Source organism: Lysinibacillus canaveralius (assembly GCF_047301505.1).
GTDB lineage: Bacteria > Bacillota > Bacilli > Bacillales_A > Planococcaceae > Lysinibacillus_B.
The window spans coordinates 1-25,060 of the sequence record NZ_CP154840.1 but is presented as its reverse complement, the minus strand read 5'-3'; the positions used below and the strand labels follow the sequence as shown (position 1 = coordinate 25,060).

The 25,060-nt window shown below is 42.6% G+C and carries 24 protein-coding genes; 4 read left to right on the top strand and 20 right to left on the bottom strand.

The features are described 5' to 3' along the window. Window positions 1–10: 10 nt before the first annotated feature. Genes AA0Y26_RS00120 through AA0Y26_RS00110 form a run of 3 tightly spaced genes read left to right on the top strand, consistent with a single transcriptional unit; the run spans window position 11 to window position 4,217 of the window. Window positions 11–1,726, top strand: coding sequence for an ABC transporter permease (locus AA0Y26_RS00120; protein ID WP_413364298.1), 1,716 nt, complete (start codon window positions 11–13; stop codon window positions 1,724–1,726). 35 nt (window positions 1,727–1,761) lie between these two features. Further along, on the top strand, window positions 1,762–3,282 hold the full coding sequence (argH, locus tag AA0Y26_RS00115) for an argininosuccinate lyase (protein WP_413364297.1): 1,521 nt from the start codon (window positions 1,762–1,764) through the stop codon (window positions 3,280–3,282). Next, window positions 3,279–4,217, top strand: a complete 939-nt coding sequence (locus AA0Y26_RS00110; protein ID WP_413364296.1) for an N-acetylglucosamine kinase — start codon at window positions 3,279–3,281, stop codon at window positions 4,215–4,217. Before argH ends, AA0Y26_RS00110 begins: the two co-directional genes overlap by 4 nt. A 297-nt stretch (window positions 4,218–4,514) precedes the next feature. On the opposite strand, the gene AA0Y26_RS00105 is transcribed toward AA0Y26_RS00110, so the two are convergent. The 20 genes from AA0Y26_RS00105 to aceA form a co-directional block, all read right to left on the bottom strand. Then, a complete protein-coding gene (locus tag AA0Y26_RS00105) occupies window positions 4,515–4,670 on the bottom strand; it encodes a YezD family protein (protein ID WP_413364295.1) in 156 nt (51 codons plus the stop codon). 135 nt (window positions 4,671–4,805) lie between these two features. Continuing rightward, window positions 4,806–6,194 carry an LLM class flavin-dependent oxidoreductase gene (locus tag AA0Y26_RS00100; protein WP_413364294.1) on the bottom strand — a complete coding sequence of 463 codons (1,389 nt, stop codon included), beginning with the start codon at window positions 6,192–6,194 and terminating at the stop codon, window positions 4,806–4,808. A gap of 27 nt (window positions 6,195–6,221) precedes the next feature. Further along, window positions 6,222–6,767: a thiol-disulfide oxidoreductase ResA gene (gene resA / locus AA0Y26_RS00095; protein ID WP_413364293.1), complete on the bottom strand. Its 546-nt coding sequence runs from the start codon at window positions 6,765–6,767 to the stop codon at window positions 6,222–6,224. A 14-nt stretch (window positions 6,768–6,781) separates the two neighbouring features. Next, on the bottom strand, window positions 6,782–7,138 hold the full coding sequence (locus tag AA0Y26_RS00090; RefSeq protein ID WP_413364292.1) for a hypothetical protein: 357 nt from the start codon (window positions 7,136–7,138) through the stop codon (window positions 6,782–6,784). Window positions 7,139–7,170: 32 nt separating this feature from the next. Next, window positions 7,171–7,935 (bottom strand): ABC transporter permease, encoded by a 765-nt coding sequence (locus tag AA0Y26_RS00085; protein ID WP_413364291.1) that lies wholly within the window; start codon window positions 7,933–7,935, stop codon window positions 7,171–7,173. Between the two features lie 12 nt (window positions 7,936–7,947). Continuing rightward, window positions 7,948–9,036, bottom strand: a complete 1,089-nt coding sequence (locus AA0Y26_RS00080) for an ABC transporter substrate-binding protein (protein WP_413364290.1) — start codon at window positions 9,034–9,036, stop codon at window positions 7,948–7,950. A gap of 10 nt (window positions 9,037–9,046) precedes the next feature. After that, the gene (locus tag AA0Y26_RS00075) at window positions 9,047–9,916 is read right to left on the bottom strand and encodes an ABC transporter ATP-binding protein (protein ID WP_413364289.1); all 870 of its coding nucleotides are present in this window, start codon (window positions 9,914–9,916) and stop codon (window positions 9,047–9,049) included. A 217-nt stretch (window positions 9,917–10,133) separates the two neighbouring features. Further along, entirely contained in the window at window positions 10,134–11,336 is a 1,203-nt protein-coding gene (locus AA0Y26_RS00070; RefSeq protein WP_413364288.1) for an acyl-CoA dehydrogenase family protein, read from the bottom strand. Window positions 11,337–11,392: 56 nt separating this feature from the next. Further along, window positions 11,393–12,640 (bottom strand): acyl-CoA dehydrogenase family protein, encoded by a 1,248-nt coding sequence (locus tag AA0Y26_RS00065; protein ID WP_413364287.1) that lies wholly within the window; start codon window positions 12,638–12,640, stop codon window positions 11,393–11,395. Between the two features lie 119 nt (window positions 12,641–12,759). Then, window positions 12,760–13,887, bottom strand: a complete 1,128-nt coding sequence (gene ssuD / locus AA0Y26_RS00060) for an FMNH2-dependent alkanesulfonate monooxygenase (RefSeq protein ID WP_413364286.1) — start codon at window positions 13,885–13,887, stop codon at window positions 12,760–12,762. 13 nt (window positions 13,888–13,900) lie between these two features. Continuing rightward, on the bottom strand, window positions 13,901–15,073 hold the full coding sequence (locus AA0Y26_RS00055) for an acyl-CoA dehydrogenase family protein (RefSeq protein ID WP_413364285.1): 1,173 nt from the start codon (window positions 15,071–15,073) through the stop codon (window positions 13,901–13,903). A 52-nt stretch (window positions 15,074–15,125) separates the two neighbouring features. Further along, a complete protein-coding gene (gene ssuE / locus AA0Y26_RS00050) occupies window positions 15,126–15,647 on the bottom strand; it encodes an NADPH-dependent FMN reductase (protein WP_413364284.1) in 522 nt (173 codons plus the stop codon). A 55-nt stretch (window positions 15,648–15,702) separates the two neighbouring features. Continuing rightward, entirely contained in the window at window positions 15,703–15,984 is a 282-nt protein-coding gene (locus AA0Y26_RS00045; protein ID WP_413364283.1) for a hypothetical protein, read from the bottom strand. Window positions 15,985–16,411: 427 nt separating this feature from the next. Then, window positions 16,412–17,659: a DUF5050 domain-containing protein gene (locus AA0Y26_RS00040; RefSeq protein WP_413364282.1), complete on the bottom strand. Its 1,248-nt coding sequence runs from the start codon at window positions 17,657–17,659 to the stop codon at window positions 16,412–16,414. An 18-nt stretch (window positions 17,660–17,677) separates the two neighbouring features. Continuing rightward, window positions 17,678–17,938 carry a metal-sensitive transcriptional regulator gene (locus tag AA0Y26_RS00035; protein ID WP_413364281.1) on the bottom strand — a complete coding sequence of 87 codons (261 nt, stop codon included), beginning with the start codon at window positions 17,936–17,938 and terminating at the stop codon, window positions 17,678–17,680. Window positions 17,939–18,032: 94 nt separating this feature from the next. Continuing rightward, entirely contained in the window at window positions 18,033–18,434 is a 402-nt protein-coding gene (locus tag AA0Y26_RS00030; RefSeq protein ID WP_413364280.1) for a YkvA family protein, read from the bottom strand. Window positions 18,435–18,546: 112 nt separating this feature from the next. After that, window positions 18,547–19,260: a glycosyltransferase family 2 protein gene (locus AA0Y26_RS00025; RefSeq protein WP_413364279.1), complete on the bottom strand. Its 714-nt coding sequence runs from the start codon at window positions 19,258–19,260 to the stop codon at window positions 18,547–18,549. Between the two features lie 262 nt (window positions 19,261–19,522). Next, a complete protein-coding gene (locus AA0Y26_RS00020) occupies window positions 19,523–20,704 on the bottom strand; it encodes a pyridoxal-phosphate-dependent aminotransferase family protein (RefSeq protein WP_413364278.1) in 1,182 nt (393 codons plus the stop codon). Between the two features lie 337 nt (window positions 20,705–21,041). Beyond that, window positions 21,042–22,640, bottom strand: coding sequence for a malate synthase A (gene aceB, locus AA0Y26_RS00015; RefSeq protein ID WP_413364277.1), 1,599 nt, complete (start codon window positions 22,638–22,640; stop codon window positions 21,042–21,044). A 129-nt stretch (window positions 22,641–22,769) separates the two neighbouring features. After that, complete coding sequence (gene aceA / locus AA0Y26_RS00010) at window positions 22,770–24,050, bottom strand: isocitrate lyase (protein ID WP_413364276.1); 1,281 nt, start codon at window positions 24,048–24,050, stop codon at window positions 22,770–22,772. 218 nt (window positions 24,051–24,268) lie between these two features. Between aceA and AA0Y26_RS00005 the strand changes: the two genes are divergently transcribed. Continuing rightward, the gene (locus tag AA0Y26_RS00005; RefSeq protein ID WP_413364275.1) at window positions 24,269–24,940 is read left to right on the top strand and encodes a LytTR family DNA-binding domain-containing protein; all 672 of its coding nucleotides are present in this window, start codon (window positions 24,269–24,271) and stop codon (window positions 24,938–24,940) included. The last annotated feature ends 120 nt before the right edge of the window (window positions 24,941–25,060 follow it).

Here is a 25,060-nt window from a genome sequence, read left to right as displayed (position 1 = left end):
GGCGACAAGGATGAAACAGCAAGCTGAATACCAAAGAAGCTGGTGGTCCCGTGCCACCCAGTCACCTTATTTCGTCTATCTATTGATTTCACCGCTATTTCTTATTTTATTTGCCTATGTAGTATACCCATTTTATTCCACCTTTCTGCAAAGCTTTGCGGGCGATGATACGCTTGCAAACTATCGTAAGTTTTTCAGTCTGGAGAGTACCGCTAACTTAGAAGCGTTATGGAACAGCGTCTATATCTCTATCATTAGTGTCATTTGCTGTGCAGTGGTTGGAGTAACAATGGCATTCCTTCTGGAGCGTTATGAGTTCCCGGGGCGTAGATTGCTGTCTGTTCTTGTACTAGTCCCGATGGCGCTTCCTCCCCTTGTCGGTGTACTTTCTTTTACTTTTTTATATGGAGAGAGCGGAATCTTCCCCCGCTTCTTTCAGCATCTATTCTCGCTTGATGAAGTACCTTTTTCACTAAAAGGCATTTGGGGCGTTGTCGTCGTGCACACATTTACAATGTACACATATTTTTATTTAACGGCATCCGCTGCCATTAAGGGGCTTGATCCATCATTGGAAGAGGCGGCAACAAGCTTGGGAGCCGGTCGAATCCGAGTTTGGACAAAAGTCATTTTGCCCATGCTGACACCTTCTATCATTGCCTCTTCCCTGCTCGTCTTTATGGTGTCCATGGCTTCCTATACAGCACCACTCATGTTCGGCGTCGAGCGGACGATGACAATGCAGATCTATTTGGCCCGAACAAACGGGAATTTGGATATGGCAGCAACACAATCGACCATTCTATCGATTGTCTCTATCCTGTTTTTATTAATCATGCGATGGTACCAAAACCGCCGCAACTACCAAAATCTGAGTAAAGGGGTCAGCGTTCACCGCTCAGAAGTTACGTCAAAACCATTAAAGACCATTTCTATTATTCTATCTTTTGCCGGGACATTGATTCTTATCTTACCAATATTGGTACTGATCCTTATCTCCTTCTCGAAAGATGGTTCTTGGACGATTCAGATCTTGCCGACAGACTATACGCTGGCTCATTATAAAGCGCTATTTACGGATGAACGAACATGGCGGCCGATTTGGAATTCAATTCAGATGGGGGCTGTTGCCACGGTCGGTAATATCCTATTCGGGGTTGCGGCTGCCTATGCGATGGTACGATTGAGCTTTAAAGGAAAATCACTGCTTGATACACTCATTATGATTCCGTGGGCATTGCCCGGAACAGTCGTCGCTGTTAACCTGATTGCCGCCTTCAGTACGGAAAGTCCATTTGCCTTTAATCAAGTACTGATCGGAACGTTCTGGATTTTGCCGCTTGCCTATTTCGTCCGGCACTTGCCGCTCGTATTCCGCTCTACCTCGGCTTCCTTGCTGCAGCTGGATCAATCTGTCGAAGAGGCATCACGCAGTTTGGGAGCAAGCTGGTGGTATACATTCAGAAGAATCGTCCTGCCGTTGACCCTATCCGGCATCATCGCTGGTACCTTGCTGGCGCTCGTACAAAGCATTGGAGAATTTGTAGCGTCTATCTTACTATATAGCACAACAACGATTCCTTTATCAGTTGCTATATTCCAAAAGCTGTATGCCTTCAAATTTGGTACGGCATGTGCATACGGTGTACTTCAAATACTCTTGATTTTGATTGTTCTGTTGATTTCTGAAAAACTGTCTAAAGGTTCGGCCGGCTCTGCAATATAATGATTTCACAGCATCTAATGGAGGCAGATGATGTTATGTTTTTTCAAGATTATAAAAATCATATTAATGAAGTAGAAGGCACCAACTTTCCGTCAAACAGTTATCGTCAAATGGTTCTACAGCCTGCCTATAATGAGGCAAAACAACGTTTTTTAACATCCATGATGCAGATTCATGTGGCGCATCTAAAAATGTTGGAAGAGCAAAAGCTGGTTACAGCAGAAGACGCGAAGAATATTGGCAAGGCATTGAAAAGACTCGATTTGGAATATTTTAAAACCGGAGAATATAGTCCCCAATTTGAAGATTTGTTTTTCCGGATTGAAGATAAATTGATTGAGCTTGGCGGGGATGTAGCAGGAAATCTACACATCGCCAGAAGTAGAAATGATATGGGAATTGCGATTTATCGCATGACACTGCGAAAGAAAATGTTGTCCGTTATGGAGGAGCTTCTGCGTCTGCGGGCTTCCCTCATTGCATTCGCCAACGAACATGTCGATACAATCATGATTGGCTATACCCATACGCAGCAGGCGCAGCCTACTACATTTGCTCATTATCTGAAGGCAGTCATCAATCAGCTGACACGCGATTTTCATCGCATGCAGGCCGCCTTTGGTACCATTAATAAGAGCAGCATGGGTGCTGCAGCTCTTACGACAACGGGCTTTGCTATCAGCCGAGAACGCATGCAGGAGCTCCTTGCATTCGATGGGTTAATTGAAAATGCATGGGACGCCGTAGCAGGCGCAGATTATATCGCGGAAGCGGCGAGTGTTATTCAATTGGCTGCGCTCAATCTTGGCCGGACATCGCAGGACTTCCTATTATGGGCCACACAAGAATTCAATGCATTTCGTTTGGCAAGCCCTTACGTTCAAGTTAGTTCAATCATGCCGCAGAAGCGGAATCCAGTATCCATTGAGCATACTCGCTCTCTACTTTCTTCTGTCGTAGGCGATACAGGCACCGTCCTGCAGATGATTCATAATACGCCATTTGGAGACATTGTTGATACAGAGGATGATATGCAGCCCTTTTTATGGCGGGCAATGGATCGGCTCATTGGCATTTATAAGCTGTTTGGCAGCCTTGTTCTCACGATGAATGTGAATAAGGAAAGCCTGCTAGAACGGGCGAAGAATAGCTTCGCTAATGTAACGGAGCTAGCCGATACGCTTGTTCGTTCTGAAAAAATCTCATTCCGCCAATCACACAGCATCGTTAGCAAGTGTGTACGTGCCTTGATGGAATCGGAAGAAGAGTCACTTGGAAATCTGACATGGGAAATTGCTAATGAGAAAGCCTTGGAAGTAACGGGAAAGCCGCTGCATATTTCAAAAAAAGAATTCTACAATGCGCTGAAACCTGAGTATTTCGTTCAAGTGCGTACATTGCTTGGGGGTCCTGCTCCAGAAACAATGCGCCGCTCCTTAGAAATTGCCGAAAAGGATTCTGCTACCCTGCTAGAGTGGGTAACGGATAAAGTGGGTGCAATCACAGAGGCAGAGCGAAAGCTAGAAGTTATTCTACAAGGATGGGATGCGGATTGAAACAAGTCATATTAGCAGTCGATGGCGGCGCGACAAAAACAACGATGACACTCAGGACAGAAGATGGGCGAGAGCTATTTTCTACAACGTCGACCGGATCGAATTATCAGGCAATCGGTGGGGAGCGTGTACAGCATCTCTTTGAAGTTTTACTATCGGATGCTAAAAGGACTGTTTCTGAACGTGAGATTACAGTTGCGGTATTTGCCATTGCCGGTATTGATACGAACGAAGATGCAAAAGTTATGCAGCAGCTGATTGAAGCCAGTATTCAGCATACCGGTTTCACCGTCAGAAATCTTATCATCGAAAACGACGTGGAAGCCACACTGCTAGGATTAGCTGATAGACGCCCGGCCTCTCTCCTAATTTCAGGAACAGGAGCTATTTGCTTTAGTTATAATGGGAATGAAATTGTTCGTACTGGAGGCTGGGGGCATCGTGCAGGAGATGAAGGAAGCGGGTACTGGATTGGAAGACAAATAGCAAAAGCCATCTTCCAGGCTGAAGATGGCCGTGCTGCACCAACTATACTGGCTGATTTCGTACTGGAAGCTAATCATTTAGCAGATGTTCCTGCGTTCATGAATTGGCTGTACAGGGCAGACTATACAAATGCCCGGCTCGCCAGCCTCAGTTCACACCTTCAGCCAGCAGCGGAGCGAGGCGATAGAGCAGCTAGAGTGATTGCTGTTAAAGCAGCAGAAGAGCTGGCACTGCTTGCAACGGCAGCCTTACGAAAGGCAGAGTGCGGCGGAAATACTCATCCATTCTATGTAAACGGTGGCGTATTAAAAAATATCTCCGCTATCTATGACTTAGTTACAAGTAAAGTCAAAGAGACATTCCCGGCAGTCCAGTTCAAGCTTTGCGATGAAAAACCGATTGAGTATATCGTAAAACGGGCTGAGAGTCTTGCCCGGTTAGTTAAATAAATCAACTTCGCTGCTAGAGCAGGATTGCCTGAAAAAGCTGAAACCTTATAGAGGAAGGAAAGCTCCTTCCTCTAAGAGTGAAGACAAAGTCAAAAAAGACTTTGTCTTCACATTTTTTAGGCCATTTTATAAAACAATCTTTTACTCAGCCTGTCTTGAAAACGCTTGCCAGACAAGGCGCGCGTCGAGCGAAGACTCGAATAGAACCTAAGTTCATGAGAGGACGAGCGAGGCAAGCAACGCTGTATGAAAACGTTTGTCAATAGGCTGAGAGGAAGGAAAACTCGTTCCTCTTTTTTACTTCTGCTTTTTTGAAGTTGGGAAGCGTTTCTTTTCCGTTATATCCATCTGTGTAATTTCTCCTTCATGTACTGTAATTATCACTGAACCATACTGGATTTTCTGTACGTCCTCCAGCAGCTTTTCAATAATTGTGTCCTTTGCAGATCCCATCAGTATCCCCCTTTTTTCACACGTTTTCTGTCGCTTACTTACCAACTTAAAATCAAAATACTTTATCTCACACTCAGTTACTAAACAAAGTAGTTTACTCAGTTATCGTTTTAAAGAAATTTCATTACACCCTTTTCATCCTGAAAAATGCTGTTCAACCTCCGTCTCGGCAAAAGCCCCTCTGTATTTAGCAGCCGGATGGCGTTCATTGAGCTGATCAGTACCAAAAAGAGTAGAGCGAAGTGTTCCATCCACTGCTTCCAGTTCCTTCGCCAACCCCCGTTCTCGTAAAATAGGAAGAATAGCATCAATAAACTCATCATAAGAACCTGGAAGTGTTGCATTGATAACGTTTATGCCATCAACGCCCGCCTCTCTCCATAGCTCAAGCTGATCAGCAATCATCTCAGGTGTACCTACAATGCGGGCAGATCTGCTTCGGAGCTCGGCAAAATCTCCAACGACCGGCTTACGTCCTGTTATACTTTGCTTTAACCATTCTAGAATACTTTTCGTGCCTTCTGTTTCTATATCCTCAATGGGAGTATCCAAATCTGCATGGCCAAAATCAATTCCCAATCCGCCTGCTGAGTGAGCAATCATCATATGATAGTCAATCTTTTCATCTAATTCGGCGGCCTTGCGTTTCGCTTCTTCTATTGTTTTCCCAACAATGAAATGTAGTCCTTGATAAAACCGGATATCTGTCGCATCACGGCCATTTTGAACAGCTAAAGCCCGTGTTTCCTCAATTACTGTTCGAGCAATATCAGGGGTAGGTGCGATAATGAATACTGCTTCTGCATTACGCGATGAAAAGCTCTTTCCAGCAGTAGAAGAGCCAGCCTGAAACAGGACAGGTGTTCTTTGCGGTGATGGGGACACTAAATGCGGACCTTCCACCTTATAGCGCTTTCCTACATGATTTATTTTATGCACTTTATTCGGGTCTGCATGAACGCCTGTTTCACGGCTTTGCACTAATGCCCCTTCATCCCAGGACCCTTCCCATAATTTATATAATACATCTACATATTCCTCTGCCCATTCATAGCGTTCGTCATGTTTAGTCAATCCATCATGGCCGAAATTGTGGAATGCATTTTCTAATGCGCTTGTAACAATGTTCCAGCCAATACGCCCTTTAGAAATATGATCTAGCGTGGAAACACGCCGGGCAAAATTGAAGGGAGGCTCCTGCAACGGCGCTGCAGTAAAGGCAAGGCCAATACGTTTTGTATTTACCGCTAGAGCAGAAAGCAGTACGAGTGGGTCATTACTCGGAATTTGCAGACCGCTTTCTACATGAAACTTCCAATCTCCGCGGTAATCCCCATACAATCCGACTACATCCGCAAAGAACATAATGTCAAAGCCGCCTTCCTCAAGACGCTGGGCTAATGAAACCCATAAATCCACATCATTGAAGTCCTTTTGATGTCCCTCCTCATCTCTCCATAGACCATGAAGAATATGAGACGCTGTATTCATAACGAAGGCAGAAAACGATAATGGCTTCTTCATAAAAACACCCCTTCCTACAAAATCAGATTACTTATTAGAATCCGGCTTAATCTTTTCCATATTCGTCCGCATCATTTGCTCTGTCATTTCACCGCTTACTCTTTCTACGATTTTCCCCTTTTCATCGATAAAAAAGGTAATAGGTAGAGTTAATCCTTCATAGTCAGAGAATACTTCCCCATGACGATCGAGCAGCACAGGAAAGCTGATCTCCTTCTTTGAAACGAATGGATGTACAACTCGCATTGTTTCTTCCACATTCACAGCAAGCACCTCTATGCCTTGTTGTTTATAATCCTGATAGGCACTTTCGATAGCAGGCATCTCTTTTTCACAAGGAGGACAATATGTCGCCCAAAAATTCACGACTACACCCCTTCCCGCATAATCAGTTAATGCGTGGGAATGTCCCTGCAGATCACTCAGCGTGAAATCCACTGCTAGGCTGCCATTTTCAGTGGAAGCATCAATATGCGGTGTACGTACTGTCTGATTGTAAATCATAAAACTTACCGCTATGCACAAAAGTATAAGCATCAGTTTGCTCAACAATGATTTGTGCCTGTAAATCATTGGAATATCCACCTTCATTCTGTTACCAGAAAGGAAAGAAACCTTGTCTCGTAGTAGTCTTCATACTCAACATGCGCCACTACCATATGCTCACCTTCCGATATAAACTTCATTTCCAATTCATACTTACCTTTTCCTAAGTAGCTGGGATTGACAGAGCCCAGCGAAATACCGTTCTCTATAAATTCAACTTCAACGATTGTATCTCTGCTAATCTCTTTTTCTCCGTACTGCACGGCAATTATCAATTTGAACGGTTCATCTACCTTGACGCTTTCTTTATTGCTATTCAGCGCTACTTCTAGAAATAGAACTGTCTCCTGTCTATCTTGACAGCCACTGATAAATAGAACCGCACTAATGCTCATCATGAGCTTGAGTAGTTTTTTTATAGGAATGTAAATCACTCACTTTTTAAATTCATCCAGAACAACATGCGCTTTTTTACCTTTTCAAATAAGACGATGATCGTCAGGATAATAATACTGTTAAAGATCAATCCTGCAAGGACGTAATCATACTGTGAGAAATCGGTATAGTAAACGATAAAATGCCCCATTCCGGACTGCGCACCAAACATTTCTGCCATCATTAACACGATGAAAGATAAAGTCAAGGCTGTTCCTGTACCGCTTAAAATATGGGGGGCACTAGCAGGCAGGACGACTTTCCAAATGAAATCTTTCCCCCTGACGCCAATCGTTTTTGCATTATCCCAGTAATGTTTCTCTATTAATATCACTCCCTGAATTGTCCCAAGGAAAATAGGCCAGAAAGCACCGATAAATAAAATGGCGATGGAGGCTGATTTAAATGTAGGTAATAGCGCAATGGCATACGGTATAAACAATGTCGGCGGAAGCGGGCTAAGCGTATGGAAAAACGGAGAAAAAATAGCCCTTCCCTTTTCGTGAAGACCGAAATAAAGTCCTCCGCCAATTCCGGTAACCAATGCCCCTGCCAGTGCAGGAATGAGCAGCCTCATCGAGCTGAAGAAGCCCTGGATCAATTCACCTAATGCACTAATAAATGCCTTTACTATATCCAAGGCAGGAGGGAAAATAACTGGATTCAAAAGTGTGCTATAGGTTGTGATGATCACCCAGGCAGCTACTAATAAAAAGGCAATCGCTGCCGTAATGGAATACCTTTTAAAGAAATTTGCCATTTTTATTGCCTCCTATGCATTCTGCTCGTTGTAACGCTTCAATACCTGCTTGTAATAGTCATCCTCGGGGTTCTCTTCAATTAGTTCATTCAATGCTTCCTCATAGAAGGTTAGATTGAAATGTTCATTCAAATTGATTTCATCCCCGCTTTCTACATAGCCAAGGTTCTTCATCTGCTCCCACAGCTGTTCCACCTGATGCTTATGAGGATCTGCCGAGTTGATCAGATGCTCTTCATTTACAATTTCATTCACTGTCTCATCATCCAGTTTAAAGCGATCTCTTGAGGCCTCTAATGCTTTTTCCGGCGTTTCTAATTTTATTCTCTCTGCTTGGATGAGACCTTTCAAAAATTTCTTATATGCAACCGCCTGTTCTTTAGAATAATCACCGCGTGTTACTGCTCGACAGCATACATGACCAGGCTGCACATCGTTACTCCACGTCACAGGCACCAAGCCTGATGTTAATGCCTTTGTTAAAAAGCCCGAGCCGGCAAATGCTACCTCTACCTTACGTGATGCGGCTGCCTCAATAAGGTTTGCCATCGTTTTGAATTCAATAATTTCTACATCCTTTTCCAAATCCAGGCCTGCCTGTTCGAGCGCAGAACGGAATATAATATCCGGCACGCTTAAACGTACAGTACCAATGATTTTCCCTTTGTAGTCTTCAAAAGAATGGTACTTCTCCTTGTCTTCTTCAGGTACATAAATCGGATGCCCTCCTTCCATATGGCCGCCGATAATGTCCAGATCTGCCCCTTGCGAAATAAAGGCAAGCGGGGTCGTGGTACCGAATGTTAATCCCACATCAATTTTCTTTGATTGCAGGGCATTCACCCCGTCAGTCGACGCGTTAAAGGGCACCATTTCAATTTCTAAATTTTCTTCCTCAAAAAAACCTTCCTGAATGGCTATATCTGCAAGGGGGGCTCCATTCGCCTTGAGATAGCCAACCTTCAGTGAATGGTCTTTTGCTTCGCCTGGTGTATTTGCATTATTCGCTGTATTTTTATCGGTTCCACATGCTGTCAAACCAAATAATGCAATGGCAGTGATGCCTCCTAAAGCCAACTGTTTTAAATAATTTCTCTTCATACGCTCCCCCCTAAATCCCTTCTCCAGGTAAAAGTTGCTGTGATTGATTCAATCTTTCTAGGACGCCCTTATTCATAACACCTAATAAATAATCACGAAATTCAATGTACTCCTTGCTATCAAAAAGCCGCTTTCGATTTCTTGGTTTACTAAAGGGCACATCAATCGTTTCTACAATTATTCCGGGAGGACCTGGGGAAAACATGACAATCCGATCGGCCAGAAAAATAGCCTCTTCTGCATCATGAGTAACAAATACGATTGTCCTTTTCTGCTCCCGATTGATTGCCACTACTAGCTCCTGTAATTGGATCCGTGTAAGTGGATCTAATGCCCCGAACGGTTCATCCATTAAGATAATTTCTGTCCCTAGCGAGAGGGCGCGTGCAATGGCCGCCCGCTGTCTCATGCCGCCGGAAAGTTCCCCCGGATACTTCTTAACTGCATGCTCTAACTGTACGAGCTGCAAATATTCCTCTGCCAGCTGCTGAATCTCCTTTTTAGTTTTTGTTTTCTTCAGTTTTTGTTTTAATGCCAGCACCAGATTTTCCTGTGCCGTTAGCCAAGGGAACAAAGAGTAATCTTGAAAGACAACCGCTAACTCCTCTGAAACACCTGACAGCCTTTGATGATTCAGTCTAATTTCACCGGATCTCGGCTGTGATAACCCTGCTAATAACCGGAGGAGCGTGCTCTTTCCCGACCCGCTCGGCCCCATAAAAACGATGAACTCGCCTTCTTTTACTTCCAGGTGAATATCCTTCAGTATTTCCGTTTCTCCGTAATGAAAAGATACAGACTTTGCTTCTAGCTTAGTAGCCGCTTCCAGTTTCTCTTGCTGTTCTTCTTTTTCTACCGAATAGTCCAATAAACGTACCACACTACCCCTCCTTCTCAATATACCTAATAACCTATAAGTTTAATATGTTTTAAAGATAAAAATTTTTATCTAAAGCAAGACACTAGAAACTGTCGCTTTTAGCTTATTCTACATTCTCCCGCAACGTCTTTTCTTCATACATAATTTCCTTTCATGGTACGTTTGCGAAAATACATCTAGGCATATTTGCTTTTGTTTGCCTATTTACTAATCTCCTCTAGCTCAGTTGCGGTACTTGTTTCGCAGCTCGATAATTTTTGACAGCCTCTGCCGCAACACCGTTCACAACCATATCATTTAGCGGCGGATTATACAGCCCACATTGAACATCACGGAAGTATCTTTCCAATGGCAAATCCCTTGATAAGGAATGGCCTCCTGCGATGCTCATCGCCAGCTCCACAATTTTGACAGCATGATTGCAAACTGTATACTTTGTAATGGCCACTTCCTGGCTCAACTGATCCTGTACACCTTCGTCTCGGTCCCATTTTTCGGCCAAGCCATAGAGAAGGCCGCGTGAAATGGCAATCAATATTTCTATTTCGCCAATCTTTTGCTGTACGTGGGGGGCTTCTAAAATCACATTATTTAGGCTCGGTGAGTATTTTTCATCTGCATACTTTATGATAAAGTCACGGGCTGCTGTAGCGATTCCAAGGTAGACTGCCGGCAGCTGCAGGGTATAGGCACTGCTCTTCCCATTAAAGCGGTTTGCTGCTCCCTTATCCGAATAGGCTAAAAGGGCTTCATCCGGCACGAATACGTCGTGCAATACAATGTCCATGCTGCCGGTACTTCTCATACCAAGTACATTCCAAGTATCGATGATTTCTACCGAATCATTTTTTCTAATTAAGAACTCTGCAACCCTATCCTCTTCTTCAATATAAGCGAGAACTGTAAACTGTTTGACGATCGGGGCAAGCGTCGCAAATGCTTTTCGCCCATTAATGATGTAGCCATTGTCTACTTTTTTGGCGAGCGTCGAAGGATTTCCTCCTCTTACAATGTTGCCTGCAGTCCTTTCCGTTGCATACACATTTAATAGAAAGCCTTCTTCCACCGCCTCTTTACATAATCTCTCAAAAGTTTCTTCCTTCCATGGGCGAAAATGAGATAAGCTAAAGAAAGTCATTAAATGCCATCCAACAGCTAAAGCCGTGGAACCTGATGCTTTCGCCAGCCGCTCTTGAACAAGCAGTATCTCATATAAAGAGAGCTCTTCCCCCCCATATTTCTTAGGGATTGTTAGCCCGCAATATCCCTCTTCCTTCAAAATCTTAAAATGCTCAAAAGGAAATTTTCCTGTTTCATCGTAAAAAGAAGCCGTTGAAGCAATCTTTTGAGCAACTCGATCGGCATATTCCGTCCATTTTTTATCATGAGCATTCCGGATGGTGCGATTGCTTTCGTTCATCGTCACTTCTCCCTCTATCTAAATTTTTGTTACCAATAGCCGGCTTCAGATATTTGCTAAAAATAAATTTCTTGAAGCGGTAAGCTGACATCATTTACAACATAATCACCAATCGTACGTGCCTTATAAACCGTCGGATTGTGAGAGGCCAATGTACGAATGTTAAGCCAGTGGCGATCAAGATGAGCGGATTGCTTTGTTGCAGAGGCTCCGCCGACTTCAAACAAAAGAGTAGCAGCGCGCAAAGCGAGACTGTCGATAATCACCTTGGCTTGGGAAGCTTCCAAGGAGGCCTGGTGGCTGGATGCAAAATTGATATCACCACCAATTGCAGTAGACGCAGCATGTTCCAAAGTAGCAGCCGCCTTTAGTAAAATTGATTCCGCGGCAAATGCAATGGAAGATATTTCACCAATAATTTGCAATAGCTGCGGATCTTGCCGCGGCGTTTCTGCTGCCGCAAAACTAAATGTCCGCTTCCGATTTCTTACTAAATCTGCCGCATCCTCCACGACATTCTTCAGTATCCCTACCATCACTGCATGCAGGTAAAGCTGCGGAAATGAATTGAACGGAGTTTGATTAGGCAAATGTTCTATTACTTCGTATTTTCCAACCCATACATTTTCAAAAATGGTCGTACCGCTGCCCGTTAATTTTTGACCGAATCCATCCCAATCGTCTACAATCCGCACTCCCTCTCGGTTAGTAGGGATAATGGCTGTTATAGGGGTCCCTTCCGCAGTGGATGCTATAACATAGACAAGGTCTGCATATAAAGTTCCTGTACTAAAATATTTGATTCCATTCAGGCGATAGTCCTCGCCGTCCGGTAAGAGGGTCGTTTCAAATTGGGCACTTCCTGCTTTTTGAGAAGATCGCTCCGTGAAGGCATTGCCGATAATAGCACCATTTGCTACCTGCTGCAGGAACACATCTGCCTTCTCAGCTTCAACGGCTCCGCGGACGATTTGTTCTACATGACCGAAATGCGACCTCAAAATATGTGCTACATCTGGATCTGCCTGTGCCAACTGAACAACAACAGAAAAAATCTCTTCGATATTTGCCAGGCGTCCTCCTTTTTCAATAGGTAATTGAAGTGCTCCTAATCGTGCTTTTCGAATCAATTCCATAGCATAATACGGACGTTCATTTTTCCCTTCTCTTCTGCGCCTTTCTGCATCACTGGATATTTCATCCAGTAAAATAGTAAATTGCGGTGAACCTATCTCAATGACCTGCTGCTGCTTTAACATAGAAAAAGTGTTTCCATCTTCCTCAGCGGTGTGAATATTCTTCATATATCCTTCCCTTTCCCTTGTTTTTCTGATTTTATAAACTTCCTATTTCAAGCTCCTGCTTCGCTTCCTACGCTCAGAAGGCCTGGAGATCCTCTTCATCAATAAAAGCAGTTTTTATCTCAATGTTTTGATGCAACAGGCTTAATGTCTCCTCCAAATGGGCTGAGGAATGTACGCTGATTGACATCCACTTTTTGCTCAATCGGCAGTTTCGGAAATAGTAGTTCCGCTGTATTATAGGCTTCTTCTAAATGTGGGTAACCTGATAGAATGAACGTCTCGATGCCTAAGTCTGCATATTCTTTTATGCGAGCTGCTACCGTATCTGCATCTCCTACTAGCGCTGTTCCTGCTCCAGTTCGGACAAGGCCCACTCCTGCCCACAGGTTTGGACTAATCTCAAGTTTCGTTTTGTCTCCCTTATGCAGCTGGGCCATCCTTTTCTGCCCTTCCGAATCCATACGGCTAAACATTTTTTGTGCCTGCTGGATTGTTTCCTCATCTACATATTGAATTAAATCATCGGCTGCTTTCCATGCTTCTTCTGCTGTTCTCCTTACGATGACGTGCAGGCGAATGCCAAACTTGATTGTGCGCCCTTGCTGCTCCGCTAAGACACGCATCTTTTGAATTTTCTCAGCTACTTGTGCCGGCGGTTCTCCCCATGTTAGATAAGCATCAATATGCTTTGCGGCCACTTCCATCGCAATTGGAGATGAACCTCCGAAATATAGTGGAGGATACGGTTTTTGTACAGTAGGATACGGTAACTGACCACCTGCTATCTTCAAATGGTTCCCTTCAAAAGCGACAGTATCCTCGGTGAATAAATTACGCCAAATCGTCAAAAACTCATCTGTTAAACGGTAACGCTCATCATGACCCAGGAAGAAACCTTCCCCTGCAAGTTCAACAGGATCGCCTCCCGCCACAACATTGATTAATAAACGACCGTTTGAAAAACGGTCTAATGTTGCAGACAGCCTTGCCGCAAAGCTTGGAGACATAAGGCCGGGACGTACAGCTACTAAATACTTCAGATTTTTTGTTTCCCCAATCAAGCTTGAGGCAACAATAAACCCTTCTTCGCAAGTTTTACCGGTCGGAATTAATACACCCGTATAGCCTAAGTTATCTACGGCCTGCGCAATCTGCTTACAGTAATCGTATGTGGCTGGTCTTGCACCTTCTGCAGAATTGAGATAGCGTGCATCTCCATTAGTTGGGATGAACCAGAAAATTTCCATTTTTATTTCCCCCTTATGAATATGGTGATATGTCCGGGTACTTTTGATTTACTACATACTGACCGACATCCCGAATTTTATAATCGACCGGGTCATGCAGCGTATGTGTCCTCACGTTTCGCCAGTAACGATCAAAGTTGTATTTAGCAAAAGTCGCCCGCGCTCCCATCATTTCAAACATTCGGCTGGTGACCTCCAGTGCTGTCTGTGTAACTTGAATTTTGGCTGTAGCAATAACGATACTGCACTCCCCTCGTTGCTCTATCGTAAGATAATGCTTTTGATCCCATGTCCGCTGTAATGACTCGTTAGCCATTTGCACAAGCGCATCAGCAGCTTTTAATTTCACGAAAAGCTCTCCGTAGTGATGAAGGTAATATGGATCTTCCGCAGCTACTGAGATGCCTGATGTAAGCCACGGGCGTGTAACGTTCTTTGTATAGTTCTTTGCTTCTTCAAATGCACCTTCGGCCGTCCCTAGTAACACATGGGAGAGAATGGACTGGGCGATGTGTGGGCGAACAGTTGAAAATAAGCCGCTTGATTGTCGCTCATATGCTTCCAGTACTTCTTCATTTTTTATTTCCACCGCGTCAAAATGCACGTTGCCGCTATCCGTTTGACGCTGGCCAAACCCATCCCAGTCGTTACTTACGGTTATCCCTCTCCTATCAGTTGGAATAACTGCAATCAGAGGCCCTGAGCCATCGTCCTTTTGTGCAGAAATAAGCAGCCTATCCGAGTCCGATGCCCCCGAGCAAAAGCTCTTTATGCCATTCACTTGCCATCCGCTTCCTGCTTTTTGGGCTGCTACCCGTTTATCAAGCGGATTAAAGGCATTGCCCCAAAATAAATTTTTTTCAGCAGTCTCTTTGGCGTAAAACGCTGCTTGCTCTTTGGAACCATATAGCTCTACTGATGCCAAACATAAAAAATGGTAGCCAAATAAATGAGCGATTGAACTATCTACTTTTGCAAATTGGCGGGTAATGGCCAGCACCGTATGCCAATCCTCCCCAAATCCACCTGTATATTTTGGGGCTGTTAATCCAAGCAAACCCTTTCTTCGGATGAAATCCCTCTGTTCTTTTGCCGTTCCGCCTAATACATCTCTTTCACTAGCAGTATCAGCAAATTGCTGCATCAGTTCTTTTACAACAGATTCAATCGTTTCGGTAAACACCATGAATATCCTCAACTCCCTTGGGCTTGCTGTATAATTGTTGTCGATTTTCAACTCAATTAATTAAAACGACATCATTAAAAGCTTTCTGTAATTGCTGATTAACCCGTTCCAGGACGTTCACTTCAATGACAAACCCATCATTCTTACGCTGGATGCTTTGATCCAAGACGTACACCCCCTGCAGGATATTGGTAGCTCCTAATGCAGACAGCACCGGCTTTAACGCATAATCAATGGCCAATAGATGATGCAATGTCCCTCCTACAGCAATGGGAAGAATTGTTTTTCCCTCTAATCCTTTTTGCGGAATCAAATCTAAATACGTTTTTAGAATCCCTGAATAAGCCGCTTTATACACAGGTGTCAGTACAACGACAATGTCTGCATTTGAAACAAGCTGATTAGCTGATTTAATCGCTTCACTAAAAAAATCAGCAGTAAGCAGATCCTCCGCAGGTAGTCGGTGCACCTCTATGATAGACACCACTTCTGCTGCCTGCTGAATATGTTGCTGAATGGCATTTACTCTGGATGTATGAGCATTAGCTCCATTAATGATGACTATATTTGTCATAAGAAAACCTCACTTTTCTTTTATACTTAACTAAACAAATCATTTTACTAGGTTATTAAATTAAAAATTTTTTGTTACTGAACTGATGCAGTGCAACAGAGAGCTTCCCTGAACCAAAGGTATAATATTTCTTGTCACTTACTGGCTGCACATTTTGCTGAAGAAATGAGACGATAGCTCTTCTTCTATCCTCAACTTTTCTATATCCCGCTTCAAAGAGCTTTTCATCAATTGTGTTATAAACACCGCGGTTAATGGCAAATGCCCCTTCACACCATTTTGCAAAACGAAGATCTGGTAAATACAAAATTTGTTCATGCTCTATTTCCATTGTCACCTCTTATAACGCCTCCTTATTTACCTTAAAACAAAAGGCTCCCATATCTTCAGCAGATAGGGAGCCTCTAGTTGACTAGTAGGCTGATTATTCAATTGCTATTACCTGCTAATTTTTATCTTATGTAAAAGCTGTTCCGTAAGCCAAAAAGGCTCCCATTCTTTTTGAATAGGAGCCTCTAGTTATCTAGTGAGCTTTTATAAAGTTCTATTGTTGAATTTTATGTTAAATAATTCATTTCCAAATGTCAACCATTTTTATAAGAATTATCTGTATTATAAGAAAATAATTCTTCTGTCCTAAAGGCAAGGTAATTTATTATTAGGCGCATATTCATACTTTATTTGATGAGAATTACCCATTTTCCCCCAAATAAATAACGATCACTGAAAAAATCACAGTGAAAAAAGCTTACTAGGCAATTTGCTTAGTAAGCTTCAAGTGCAACTTTTTTGGCTCCGCTTTCAGCTGTAAAGTATACATAATCTCCTTCAATGAACAGGTCTTGTACCTCTTCTTTGAAAAGTGTTGTAAGCTCTGTACCATCTAATCGTATTTTTGATAAGTAGGCTCCTTTTGAATAATTGCTGAAATATAGCCAATCACCCGCACCTACAATATAAAGAGCGCGGATATCCGCTACTTGGGCCATCTTACCTGTTGCCTTATTTAATTTGTAAAGCTTATTTTCGTCTTCAGAATTACTGAAATAAATATACTCTCCATGTTCATAGCTATCCTGCACAGCATGCATATAGCTGTATGTGGAACTTTCTGCCTTTGGATAGTCCGTTGCCTCCCAGGAGTGATCGACTCTCATGTCCCGGTCATTCAACAGGAAATAATCATAGCGAACACCCGTGCCGCGGTCAGGTACAGGGTCATTCCAAGTCGTATCAAGGTGGTACCATTCTCCCTCGACCTTTACAAGGTTCCATGCATGTCCTCCCGTATAGACCTCTCCTACAACATACATTGATTCCATACCTAATGCCTGAAGCAGTTTCTGAGCAAACAACGCATAGCCCTGGCATACCCCTTTTCCTTCGTGGGCAACAGCATAAGCACTGTGGGAGCTGGCAACTGATTCCTCACTATATTCGGTGTTCTTCACAATATAATCGTTTACGAACTTTACCTTTTCAAAATCCGTCATTTCCTCCGGGCGCATCGTGGACACAATCGATGCTGTAATTCCTTCTACCATCTGCTCCTGCTGCGGATTTGTTAGATAACTCTGCGTTACTCGAATAGTAGCTTTCGTTTTGCTGTATTCGTATTCCATTTCACGATTCGATAAATGCCCGGCGATATAAGTATCACGCTGAGCAGCCTCTTCTGTCGCGTCTGTCAGCAGGCGCTCGATCTCTGCTGTGCTTCCTCGATACTCAATTGTAAACTCGGTATCCAATCTGCTGAAATGATAAAAGAATGCGTCTGCTAATTGTTCTGCACTTTCTACTTTTTCTGGTTTTGCTGCTAGGGCGATTTGTTCTGTCTGATTTGCTGTTTCTATAGGCTGCTGTTCTGACATACGTTCTGCTTTGATGGGTTCAGCCGTCTCTACGGTGACGTTTTCGGTTGGCACATAAACATCTAGAAATTCTGAGACTTCATCATACACCGGCTTGGCAAACACGACTAAAATAACAAGAAATGTGATTCGTTTTAACATACATCTCTCCCCAATCTATCAGCGGCTCTTCACGACAAGGTTGACCGCCTCTTTAATCATTTCGTCCACCTTGCCTTCATTCCCTTCCGCATGTCGTACACATTCTACTAAATTTTCACTGACAATAACACCGATCGTACGGTCCACTGCAGAGCGCACCGCCGATAATTGTGTAACGACATCTTTACAATCCTTTCCATCTTCCATCATTTTTAAAACACCGCGCAGCTGTCCTTCTATTCGCTTCACCCGGTTTTTGACTGGATCTGTATATTCCATGCTTTTTTATCCTTTCCTATTCTTTTCTTTTACGATACCGCATTTTTTATCTAAATAAAAAGATTCCGTCCCTAGACGAAATCTACTTGTCCTATTATAATTTTTCAGCCTGCATCTCATTATTATCATAATGTTCACCTAATGTTTTTTTCAACAGCGCATGTGCGTCCGCTTTCATTTCATCATCAATACTCATGAACACCTTCGTCAAAGCAGCAGTCATGACTACTAAATCATCCGATAATCCCACTACCGGTAAAAGATCAGCTACTACATCGATTGGAAGAATAAAATAACCGAGTGCACCTAGGATAATCATTTTATTGGCCTTTGACATATTTGGACTTTTCAATGCCGTGTATAATGTTGCTGCTGCATGCAAGCCTTTAAAGCCCATCTTCGTTCCATATTTTTTCATTGTATGAAAAAATCCTTCATCTGAAAAATGTTTTTCCTTACCTGCAATCATTTGCTCCATTGATTGATTTTGGTCCATAAAAATGCCCCCTAGATAAAAAAATAAGTACTACAGTCTATTCATTCCCTGCAAGGATGATTGGTAACCCTGTAGCACTCATTAATATGTACGAAACACGCAGAAAAAAGTTTCACCCCTTCGTAGATTTGCTCTTTAAAAATGTTTTCCATATTTGTTGCAGTATTTCTCTCGTTCCAATGGCCTCATCATAATGGATAATGGAGTTTTTCCTTACCCGGGCTTCGCCAATCGGAATTTCATAAATCGGGATTTCTCGTTGAACGGCCTGCACTAGCATATTTGTATCAAAATCTGCCTGCTCTCCATCTACGTTGCGCAGCCATAGCAGTTCACGCCTTGGAATATACCGAAGCCCGGTCTGTATATCAAGCAAGCGATGATGAAACAACAATTCAAATAAAATAGAAGCTGCGCGGTTTCCTATAAAGCTCAGCAATGGCATCTCTCTTGACATAAATTGGCGTACTCCAAGTACAATGCCATCAGAGAAAAGCTTTGCAGATTCAAGCATTCGTTCTACGTCCTCAAATGTATGTTGTCCATGGGCACCTACCGTTAGCAAGCCCTCTACCTCTTTCTCATGCTTTACAATATATTCGAAACCCGTTTTTAATGCACGCCCTTTTCCTGCATTTTGCTTATGCTCAAGCACCATACAATGCGGCTGATTTTTTAGCTCTTCGAAGATAGCTTTGTATTTTTCATCGCTTCCATCGTTGATGATAAGTACTTTTTTAATTTCCGCTGACCTCAGCCGTTCGATTAATAATAAGAGCGACTGTAAAGGGTTCAATGCAGGTATAACTATAATTATATCCCCCACTGTACATTCTCCCTTTCAAGAATTGACCTACCTCTATTCTAACCTAATTTTTATAATTATCGGAAAAATGTTTTATCAGAGATTTCTTCATCTCTTTTTTAGAAAAGGCAAAAGGCAGTCCAATAAACTAAACTTATTGGACTGCCTCCCTGTTATAATCCAGGTATGACTTTCTGCTCTAATTCATTAACATTTTATTCCTCTCGTCAGAAGAAAGCTTTCTTCGCTCAGCTCACTTTTTCAGAAGCAGAAGATGACGTTATTATAAAGCTGTCTTACTATCCTCGGCTATCGTCTTGTTAAATACTTTTACAGCTTCTTGTATATCTACTTTTATTCCTTGCTCATCTAGTACTTCTCCAATAGCTATAATAGCTTCCGCTAATTGCTCTTCTTTCGTATTCCCCATATGACCGATACGGAAGGCTTTTCCTGCCAGGTGGGCCAAAGAACCTGCTACAATCACGCCTCGGGCTGCCAGACTGCTTCTGAATTTTGTATCATCTAAGCCTTCTGGATAGAGGATGCAACTTAATGTTGGAGCAGCTGCCATTTCATCAGCAAGCGGCATCATTCCATACGTGCGAAGTGCTGTACGTACCGCACGTCCATATGTTATATGCCGTTGTTCACGTCTCTCCATTCCTTCTGTCAAAACGATGTCAAGTGCCTTATCATATGCATAAATGAGATTTACAGGCGGTGTCGCAAAGTAGCTTGCCGGATTATTCATAACTGGCCGCCAGTTTTCAATATCTGCATAGTAAGCCCGTACTGTACCAAGTGCTTCTCTTGCAGCAATTGCCCGTTGGCTGAACGCTATAATGGCCAAGCCCGGCGGTACGCCTATTGCCTTCTGTGAGCCTGTTAAGACGATGTCAATTTTATAGTTTTCATTTCCACCGTATGCCTTGCTCATATCTTCTTGAAGAGCAGCTGTTGCTACAACACCATCTACAATTGCTAAAGCGCCTGCTTCCTTAATGAGAGGGATTAATGCTTCTAAATCTGAAAAGACACCTGTTGAAGTATCTGCATGCGTGACCGTAACTGCTTTATACGCCCCTGTCGACAGCTTTTCTTTTACAGAAGCGGCATCAACCCGTTTTCCCCATTCAGCCTGCAATACATCTACCTCAATACCAAATGCTTTGGACAGCGAGATAAATCTATCACCAAAGTAACCATGACTGATAACCAGCAGCCGTTCGCCTTCTGCTACTGTATTGACGATTGCCATTTCCATCGCCAATGTTCCGGACCCTGCTACAACAAACACTTCCCCATCCGTGTTGAACAACTTTTTCGTGTTTTCAATCGAACGCTTATAAATAGCAGCAAAGCGCGGGTCTGTATGACCTCTTGTTTCACTGGCCAGTGCCTCATAAATTTCATCAACAACCGGTGTCGGCCCTGGTACAAGCAAAATTTCCTTATTCTTCATTCTCCTTCTCCCCCTTGAGCTGTACTACCCCTGATAGTCCCATACTAGTATTGTCTGAAAAGTTTTGCAATAGCACCTTCCACATATTTTCCAAGGTAATAACTATAAAAAAATGTCTTTCCAGCCCCATCATGACCGGAAAGACACTTTTCCTATTTATATAAGAACCTTTCATAATTCTTCTATAATAGACCCCTTGTTTGAACGCTATATATATTATTTTATGGGAGGCAGCCCATATTCAAAATCACACCCTGCCCAACTCCGTGGAATTTGAAGCAGGGGCGCTCTTAACGAACTTATGATAGTAGAGTTTTCATGTCTAACGAACAATTAATCAGTTAACTTTTGTATAACCAGGAAGCGTTAAGAACTCAACGAACTCATCTTGCTCAATTAAAGTTTTGAATAGCTCAGTCGCTTCTGCATAACGACCGCCTTCATAAGCTTGTTCCCCAACAGCTTCTTTAATTTTTGCAAGCTCTTCCTCAAGCACTTGAAGCACCAGCTCCATCGTTACTTTGCGTCCATCTTCCAGGATACCTTTCGGATGGCGAATCCATTGCCATACTTGTGTGCGGGATATTTCCGCTGTTGCAGCATCTTCCATTAAATTATGAATTGGTGCTGCTCCTTGACCACGTAACCACGACGCGATATATTGAACCCCAACATTTAAATTCACTCGAAGACCTTCTTCAGTAATTGTACCTTCTGGAACTGCAAGCAAATCATCCGCTGTTACAGACACATCTTCACGTTTTTTGTGAATTTGGTTAGGTGTTGTCATGATTGCATCAAATTGTTCCATCGCAGTTTGAACCATACCAGGGTGGGCAACCCATGTACCATCATGGCCATCAGTTGCTTCACGACGTTTATCCTCCGCCACTTTTGCAAATGCTGCTGCATTTGCTTCATCATCCCCTTTTACAGGGATTTGAGCAGCCATACCGCCCATCGCTGGAGCGTTACGTTTATGACACGTCTGAATGCATAATTGTGTATATGCACGCATGAATGGCACCGTCATCGTCACCTGGCCGCGATCTGGCAGTACCACTTCTGGCTGGTTACGAAGGCGTTTGATGAAGCTGAAGATGTAATCCCAGCGACCACAATTCAATCCTTTTGAATGCTCACGCAATTCATATAGGATTTCGTCCATTTCAAATGCTGCTGGAATCGTCTCGATTAATACAGTTGCTTTAATTGTACCTTGCGGAATACCGATATAATCTTGTGCAAATACAAAGATTTCGTTCCACCAGCGAGCCTCTAAATGACTTTCTAATTTAGGCAGATAGAAGTACGGACCCGTACCTCGAGCGATTGCTTCTTTTGCATTGTGGAAGAAGTATAAACCGAAATCGAACAGACTTCCTGACATTACCTCATCATTTACTGTCACATTTTTTTCTATGAGATGTAAACCTCGCGGACGCACTAATAAAACAGCCGTCTCTTCGTTCAGCTTATATTCCTTGCCGTTTGCCGGGTTTGTATACGTGATTGTACGGCGAACCGCATCATGCATATTGATTTGCCCGCTGATCATGTTTTCCCATGTTGGTGAAGAGGCATCTTCAAAACATGCCATAAACATCTTTGCTCCTGAGTTTAATGCATTGATCACCATTTTACGGTCTACAGGACCTGTGATTTCAACACGGCGGTCTTGTAAATCCTCTGGAAGTGGAGCAATCGTCCACTCGCCTTCACGAATGTGCTTCGTTTCTGGTAAGAAGTCGAGTTTCTCCCCAGCATCTAGACGCTTTTGACGCTCTGCACGAAGTTTCAGCAATTCTTTACGTCGATCATTAAACTTTTCGTGAAGCTGAGTTAGAAACTCGATTGCCTCAGGTGTAAGCACTTGTTCTACCTGTGGTGTAATTTCCCCTACAATTTTCAGTTTGCCTGTTGTAGCTTGACCCATACTCAAAATCCCCTACCTTTGTGTATGTTAAGGTATATCCACATTCAATGGGTAAATGTGGATATACACTATTAAACTAGTCTTCGTCTTTCCGCTGCTGTTTGCTTAGAGTTGCCCAAACAGCTGATATTATACGAATTGTTCAGTTTCAGTAGAACCAGCCATGGCAGTTGTTGAAGATGTACCACCAGAAATAACTTGTGATACTTCGTCAAAGTAACCAGTACCTACTTCACGTTGGTGGCGGGTAGCTGTGTAGCCTTTTTCTTCAAGCGCAAATTCCGCTTGTTGAAGTTTTGAGTATGCAGCCATACCGTTGTCTTTGTAGTCTGCAGCTAATTCGAACATTGCTTTGTTTAAGCTGTGGAAACCAGCTAATGTTACAAACTGGAACTTGTATCCTAATTTCCCTAGTTCACGTTGGTACTCAGCGATTTCTTCCTCTGAAAGATTTGCTTTCCAGTTAAATGATGGTGAGCAGTTATAAGCAAGCATTTTACCTGGGAATTTTTCATGAATTGCCGCAGCGAATTCACGAGCTTCCTCAAGAGACGGTTTTGAAGTTTCGCACCAGATTAAATCAGCGTATGGTGCATATGCTAAACCACGAGCGATTGCTTGTTTGATACCAGGTTTTGTACGGAAAAAGCCTTCAGGTGTACGTTCTCCAGTAATAAACTCTGCATCGCGTGGGTCGATATCCGAAGTTACCATATCAGCTGCATCGGCATCTGTACGAGCAATTAAGATTGTATCTACGCCCATTACATCGGCTGCAAGACGAGCTGAAATTAAATTGCGTACCGCATTTTGAGTTGGAAGTAATACTTTGCCACCTAGGTGACCACATTTTTTCTCCGAAGCCAGTTGGTCTTCTAAGTGAACACCTGCTGCACCTGCTTCAATCATACCCTTCACAAGCTCAAATACATTTAATGGTCCACCAAATCCTGCTTCTGCATCAGCTACGATTGGGGCGAACCAGTCGAAGCCTTCACGTCCTTCTGCCTGATCAATTTGGTCAGCACGTTGAAGCGCCTGATTAATACGCTTTACTACTGCAGGTACAGAGTTTGCAGGGTATAGAGATTGATCCGGATACATATTACCAGAAAGGTTTGCATCAGCCGCTACCTGCCAGCCTGATAGATAGATAGCTTTTAAGCCCGCTTTCACTTGTTGTACTGCCTGGTTACCAGTCAATGCACCAAGCGCATTGATAAACGGTTCGTCATGTAACGAATTCCAGAGGCGAGCAGCACCGCGTTTTGCCAATGTTTGTTCAACTACAACTGATCCTTGTAACTTAACTACTTCATCTGCTGCGTATGGGCGTTCAATACCTTTCCAACGTAAATTTTCAGCCCAATCTTTTTTAATTGCTTCAATCTTTTCTTGTCGAGTTGACATGATAAATTTCCACCTTCCCATTTGTAGTTAATAGTTATTCTGTCAGGAAAATAACTTCACCCCTGTTCCATAACAGAACCACTTGTTGTAAATTAATATATAACAGTATGTTTTAATTTTCATTATTTTTTGATAAAATGTTAGAATATTATGACGAAACAGGGGATATGAAGGATGAAATATAAAAAAACAGTTAACACAGGGGAGGATATGTAAAAATGTCTTGGCATAATTTCAATGTGGGAAAAGAAAGTGTAGGACAGTATAAAGCTATATTAGAAGATTGGATTCCAGAGGATGCTTCGATTGCCATTGCCGTAAAGGATACGTTTATTTATTTTGAGTCTGGATGTCATAAAATTCCTTTAAAGGTTGGCTCGCCTATCCCCCCTGACAGCGTGGCCTATAAAGTATTGCAAACAAATAGTAAAGTAGATGCTGTAATGGATAGTTCACTATTTGAAACTCCTTATTATGCAATTGGATATCCTATCTTACTTGATGGAATAAAGGGAGCACTTATTATTATGCTGCCTCCTCACTTTAAAATAAACAGTCCAGATATATACCGCTTTTTAACAGGAAAGCAAAATGAGGAATGGAGTCCCATCCCTATTGAACAGATCTCCCATATTGAAAGTCTTCAGAAGAAAACATGGTTTTATAAAGAGGGAGGACAATATAAAACGAATGTAACGTTAAAGGAGCTTCAATTACGATTACCAGATATTTTTATCCGCATACACAGGTCGTATATTATTAATATCTATTTCATTCAAAGGATTTATAGGGACATTACTTCTAACTTTATCGTCAAAATGAAAGATGGCACAGAACTGCCAATCAGCCAATCTTATTTGAATGAAATTAGAAATGTATTAGAATTCTAATGTAAGTAAAAATAATAGAACCCAGAAAAAAAGGGAATATAACAAATAGGTTATCTCCCTCTTTTTCTCATCTTTATAAACAAAAGACCCAATTTTAATAGATTGGGTTTTAGTTGCTAA

What these genes read in the sequence shown, in the direction of transcription:
- AA0Y26_RS00120 (WP_413364298.1), top strand. Translation starts at nt 11, where the DNA reads ATGAAACAGCAAGCTGAATACCAAAGAAGCTGGTGGTCCCGTGCCACC.
- argH (WP_413364297.1), top strand. Translation starts at nt 1,762, where the DNA reads ATGTTTTTTCAAGATTATAAAAATCATATTAATGAAGTAGAAGGCACC.
- AA0Y26_RS00105 (WP_413364295.1), bottom strand. Translation starts at nt 4,670, where the DNA reads ATGGGATCTGCAAAGGACACAATTATTGAAAAGCTGCTGGAGGACGTA.
- AA0Y26_RS00100 (WP_413364294.1), bottom strand. Translation starts at nt 6,194, where the DNA reads ATGAAGAAGCCATTATCGTTTTCTGCCTTCGTTATGAATACAGCGTCT.
- resA (WP_413364293.1), bottom strand. Translation starts at nt 6,767, where the DNA reads ATGATTTACAGGCACAAATCATTGTTGAGCAAACTGATGCTTATACTT.
- AA0Y26_RS00090 (WP_413364292.1), bottom strand. Translation starts at nt 7,138, where the DNA reads ATGATGAGCATTAGTGCGGTTCTATTTATCAGTGGCTGTCAAGATAGA.
- AA0Y26_RS00085 (WP_413364291.1), bottom strand. Translation starts at nt 7,935, where the DNA reads ATGGCAAATTTCTTTAAAAGGTATTCCATTACGGCAGCGATTGCCTTT.
- AA0Y26_RS00080 (WP_413364290.1), bottom strand. Translation starts at nt 9,036, where the DNA reads ATGAAGAGAAATTATTTAAAACAGTTGGCTTTAGGAGGCATCACTGCC.
- AA0Y26_RS00070 (WP_413364288.1), bottom strand. Translation starts at nt 11,336, where the DNA reads ATGAACGAAAGCAATCGCACCATCCGGAATGCTCATGATAAAAAATGG.
- AA0Y26_RS00065 (WP_413364287.1), bottom strand. Translation starts at nt 12,640, where the DNA reads ATGAAGAATATTCACACCGCTGAGGAAGATGGAAACACTTTTTCTATG.
- ssuD (WP_413364286.1), bottom strand. Translation starts at nt 13,887, where the DNA reads ATGGAAATTTTCTGGTTCATCCCAACTAATGGAGATGCACGCTATCTC.
- AA0Y26_RS00055 (WP_413364285.1), bottom strand. Translation starts at nt 15,073, where the DNA reads ATGGTGTTTACCGAAACGATTGAATCTGTTGTAAAAGAACTGATGCAG.
- ssuE (WP_413364284.1), bottom strand. Translation starts at nt 15,647, where the DNA reads ATGACAAATATAGTCATCATTAATGGAGCTAATGCTCATACATCCAGA.
- AA0Y26_RS00040 (WP_413364282.1), bottom strand. Translation starts at nt 17,659, where the DNA reads ATGTTAAAACGAATCACATTTCTTGTTATTTTAGTCGTGTTTGCCAAG.
- AA0Y26_RS00035 (WP_413364281.1), bottom strand. Translation starts at nt 17,938, where the DNA reads ATGGAATATACAGATCCAGTCAAAAACCGGGTGAAGCGAATAGAAGGA.
- AA0Y26_RS00030 (WP_413364280.1), bottom strand. Translation starts at nt 18,434, where the DNA reads ATGGACCAAAATCAATCAATGGAGCAAATGATTGCAGGTAAGGAAAAA.
- AA0Y26_RS00020 (WP_413364278.1), bottom strand. Translation starts at nt 20,704, where the DNA reads ATGAAGAATAAGGAAATTTTGCTTGTACCAGGGCCGACACCGGTTGTT.
- aceB (WP_413364277.1), bottom strand. Translation starts at nt 22,640, where the DNA reads ATGGGTCAAGCTACAACAGGCAAACTGAAAATTGTAGGGGAAATTACA.
- aceA (WP_413364276.1), bottom strand. Translation starts at nt 24,050, where the DNA reads ATGTCAACTCGACAAGAAAAGATTGAAGCAATTAAAAAAGATTGGGCT.
- AA0Y26_RS00005 (WP_413364275.1), top strand. Translation starts at nt 24,269, where the DNA reads ATGTCTTGGCATAATTTCAATGTGGGAAAAGAAAGTGTAGGACAGTAT.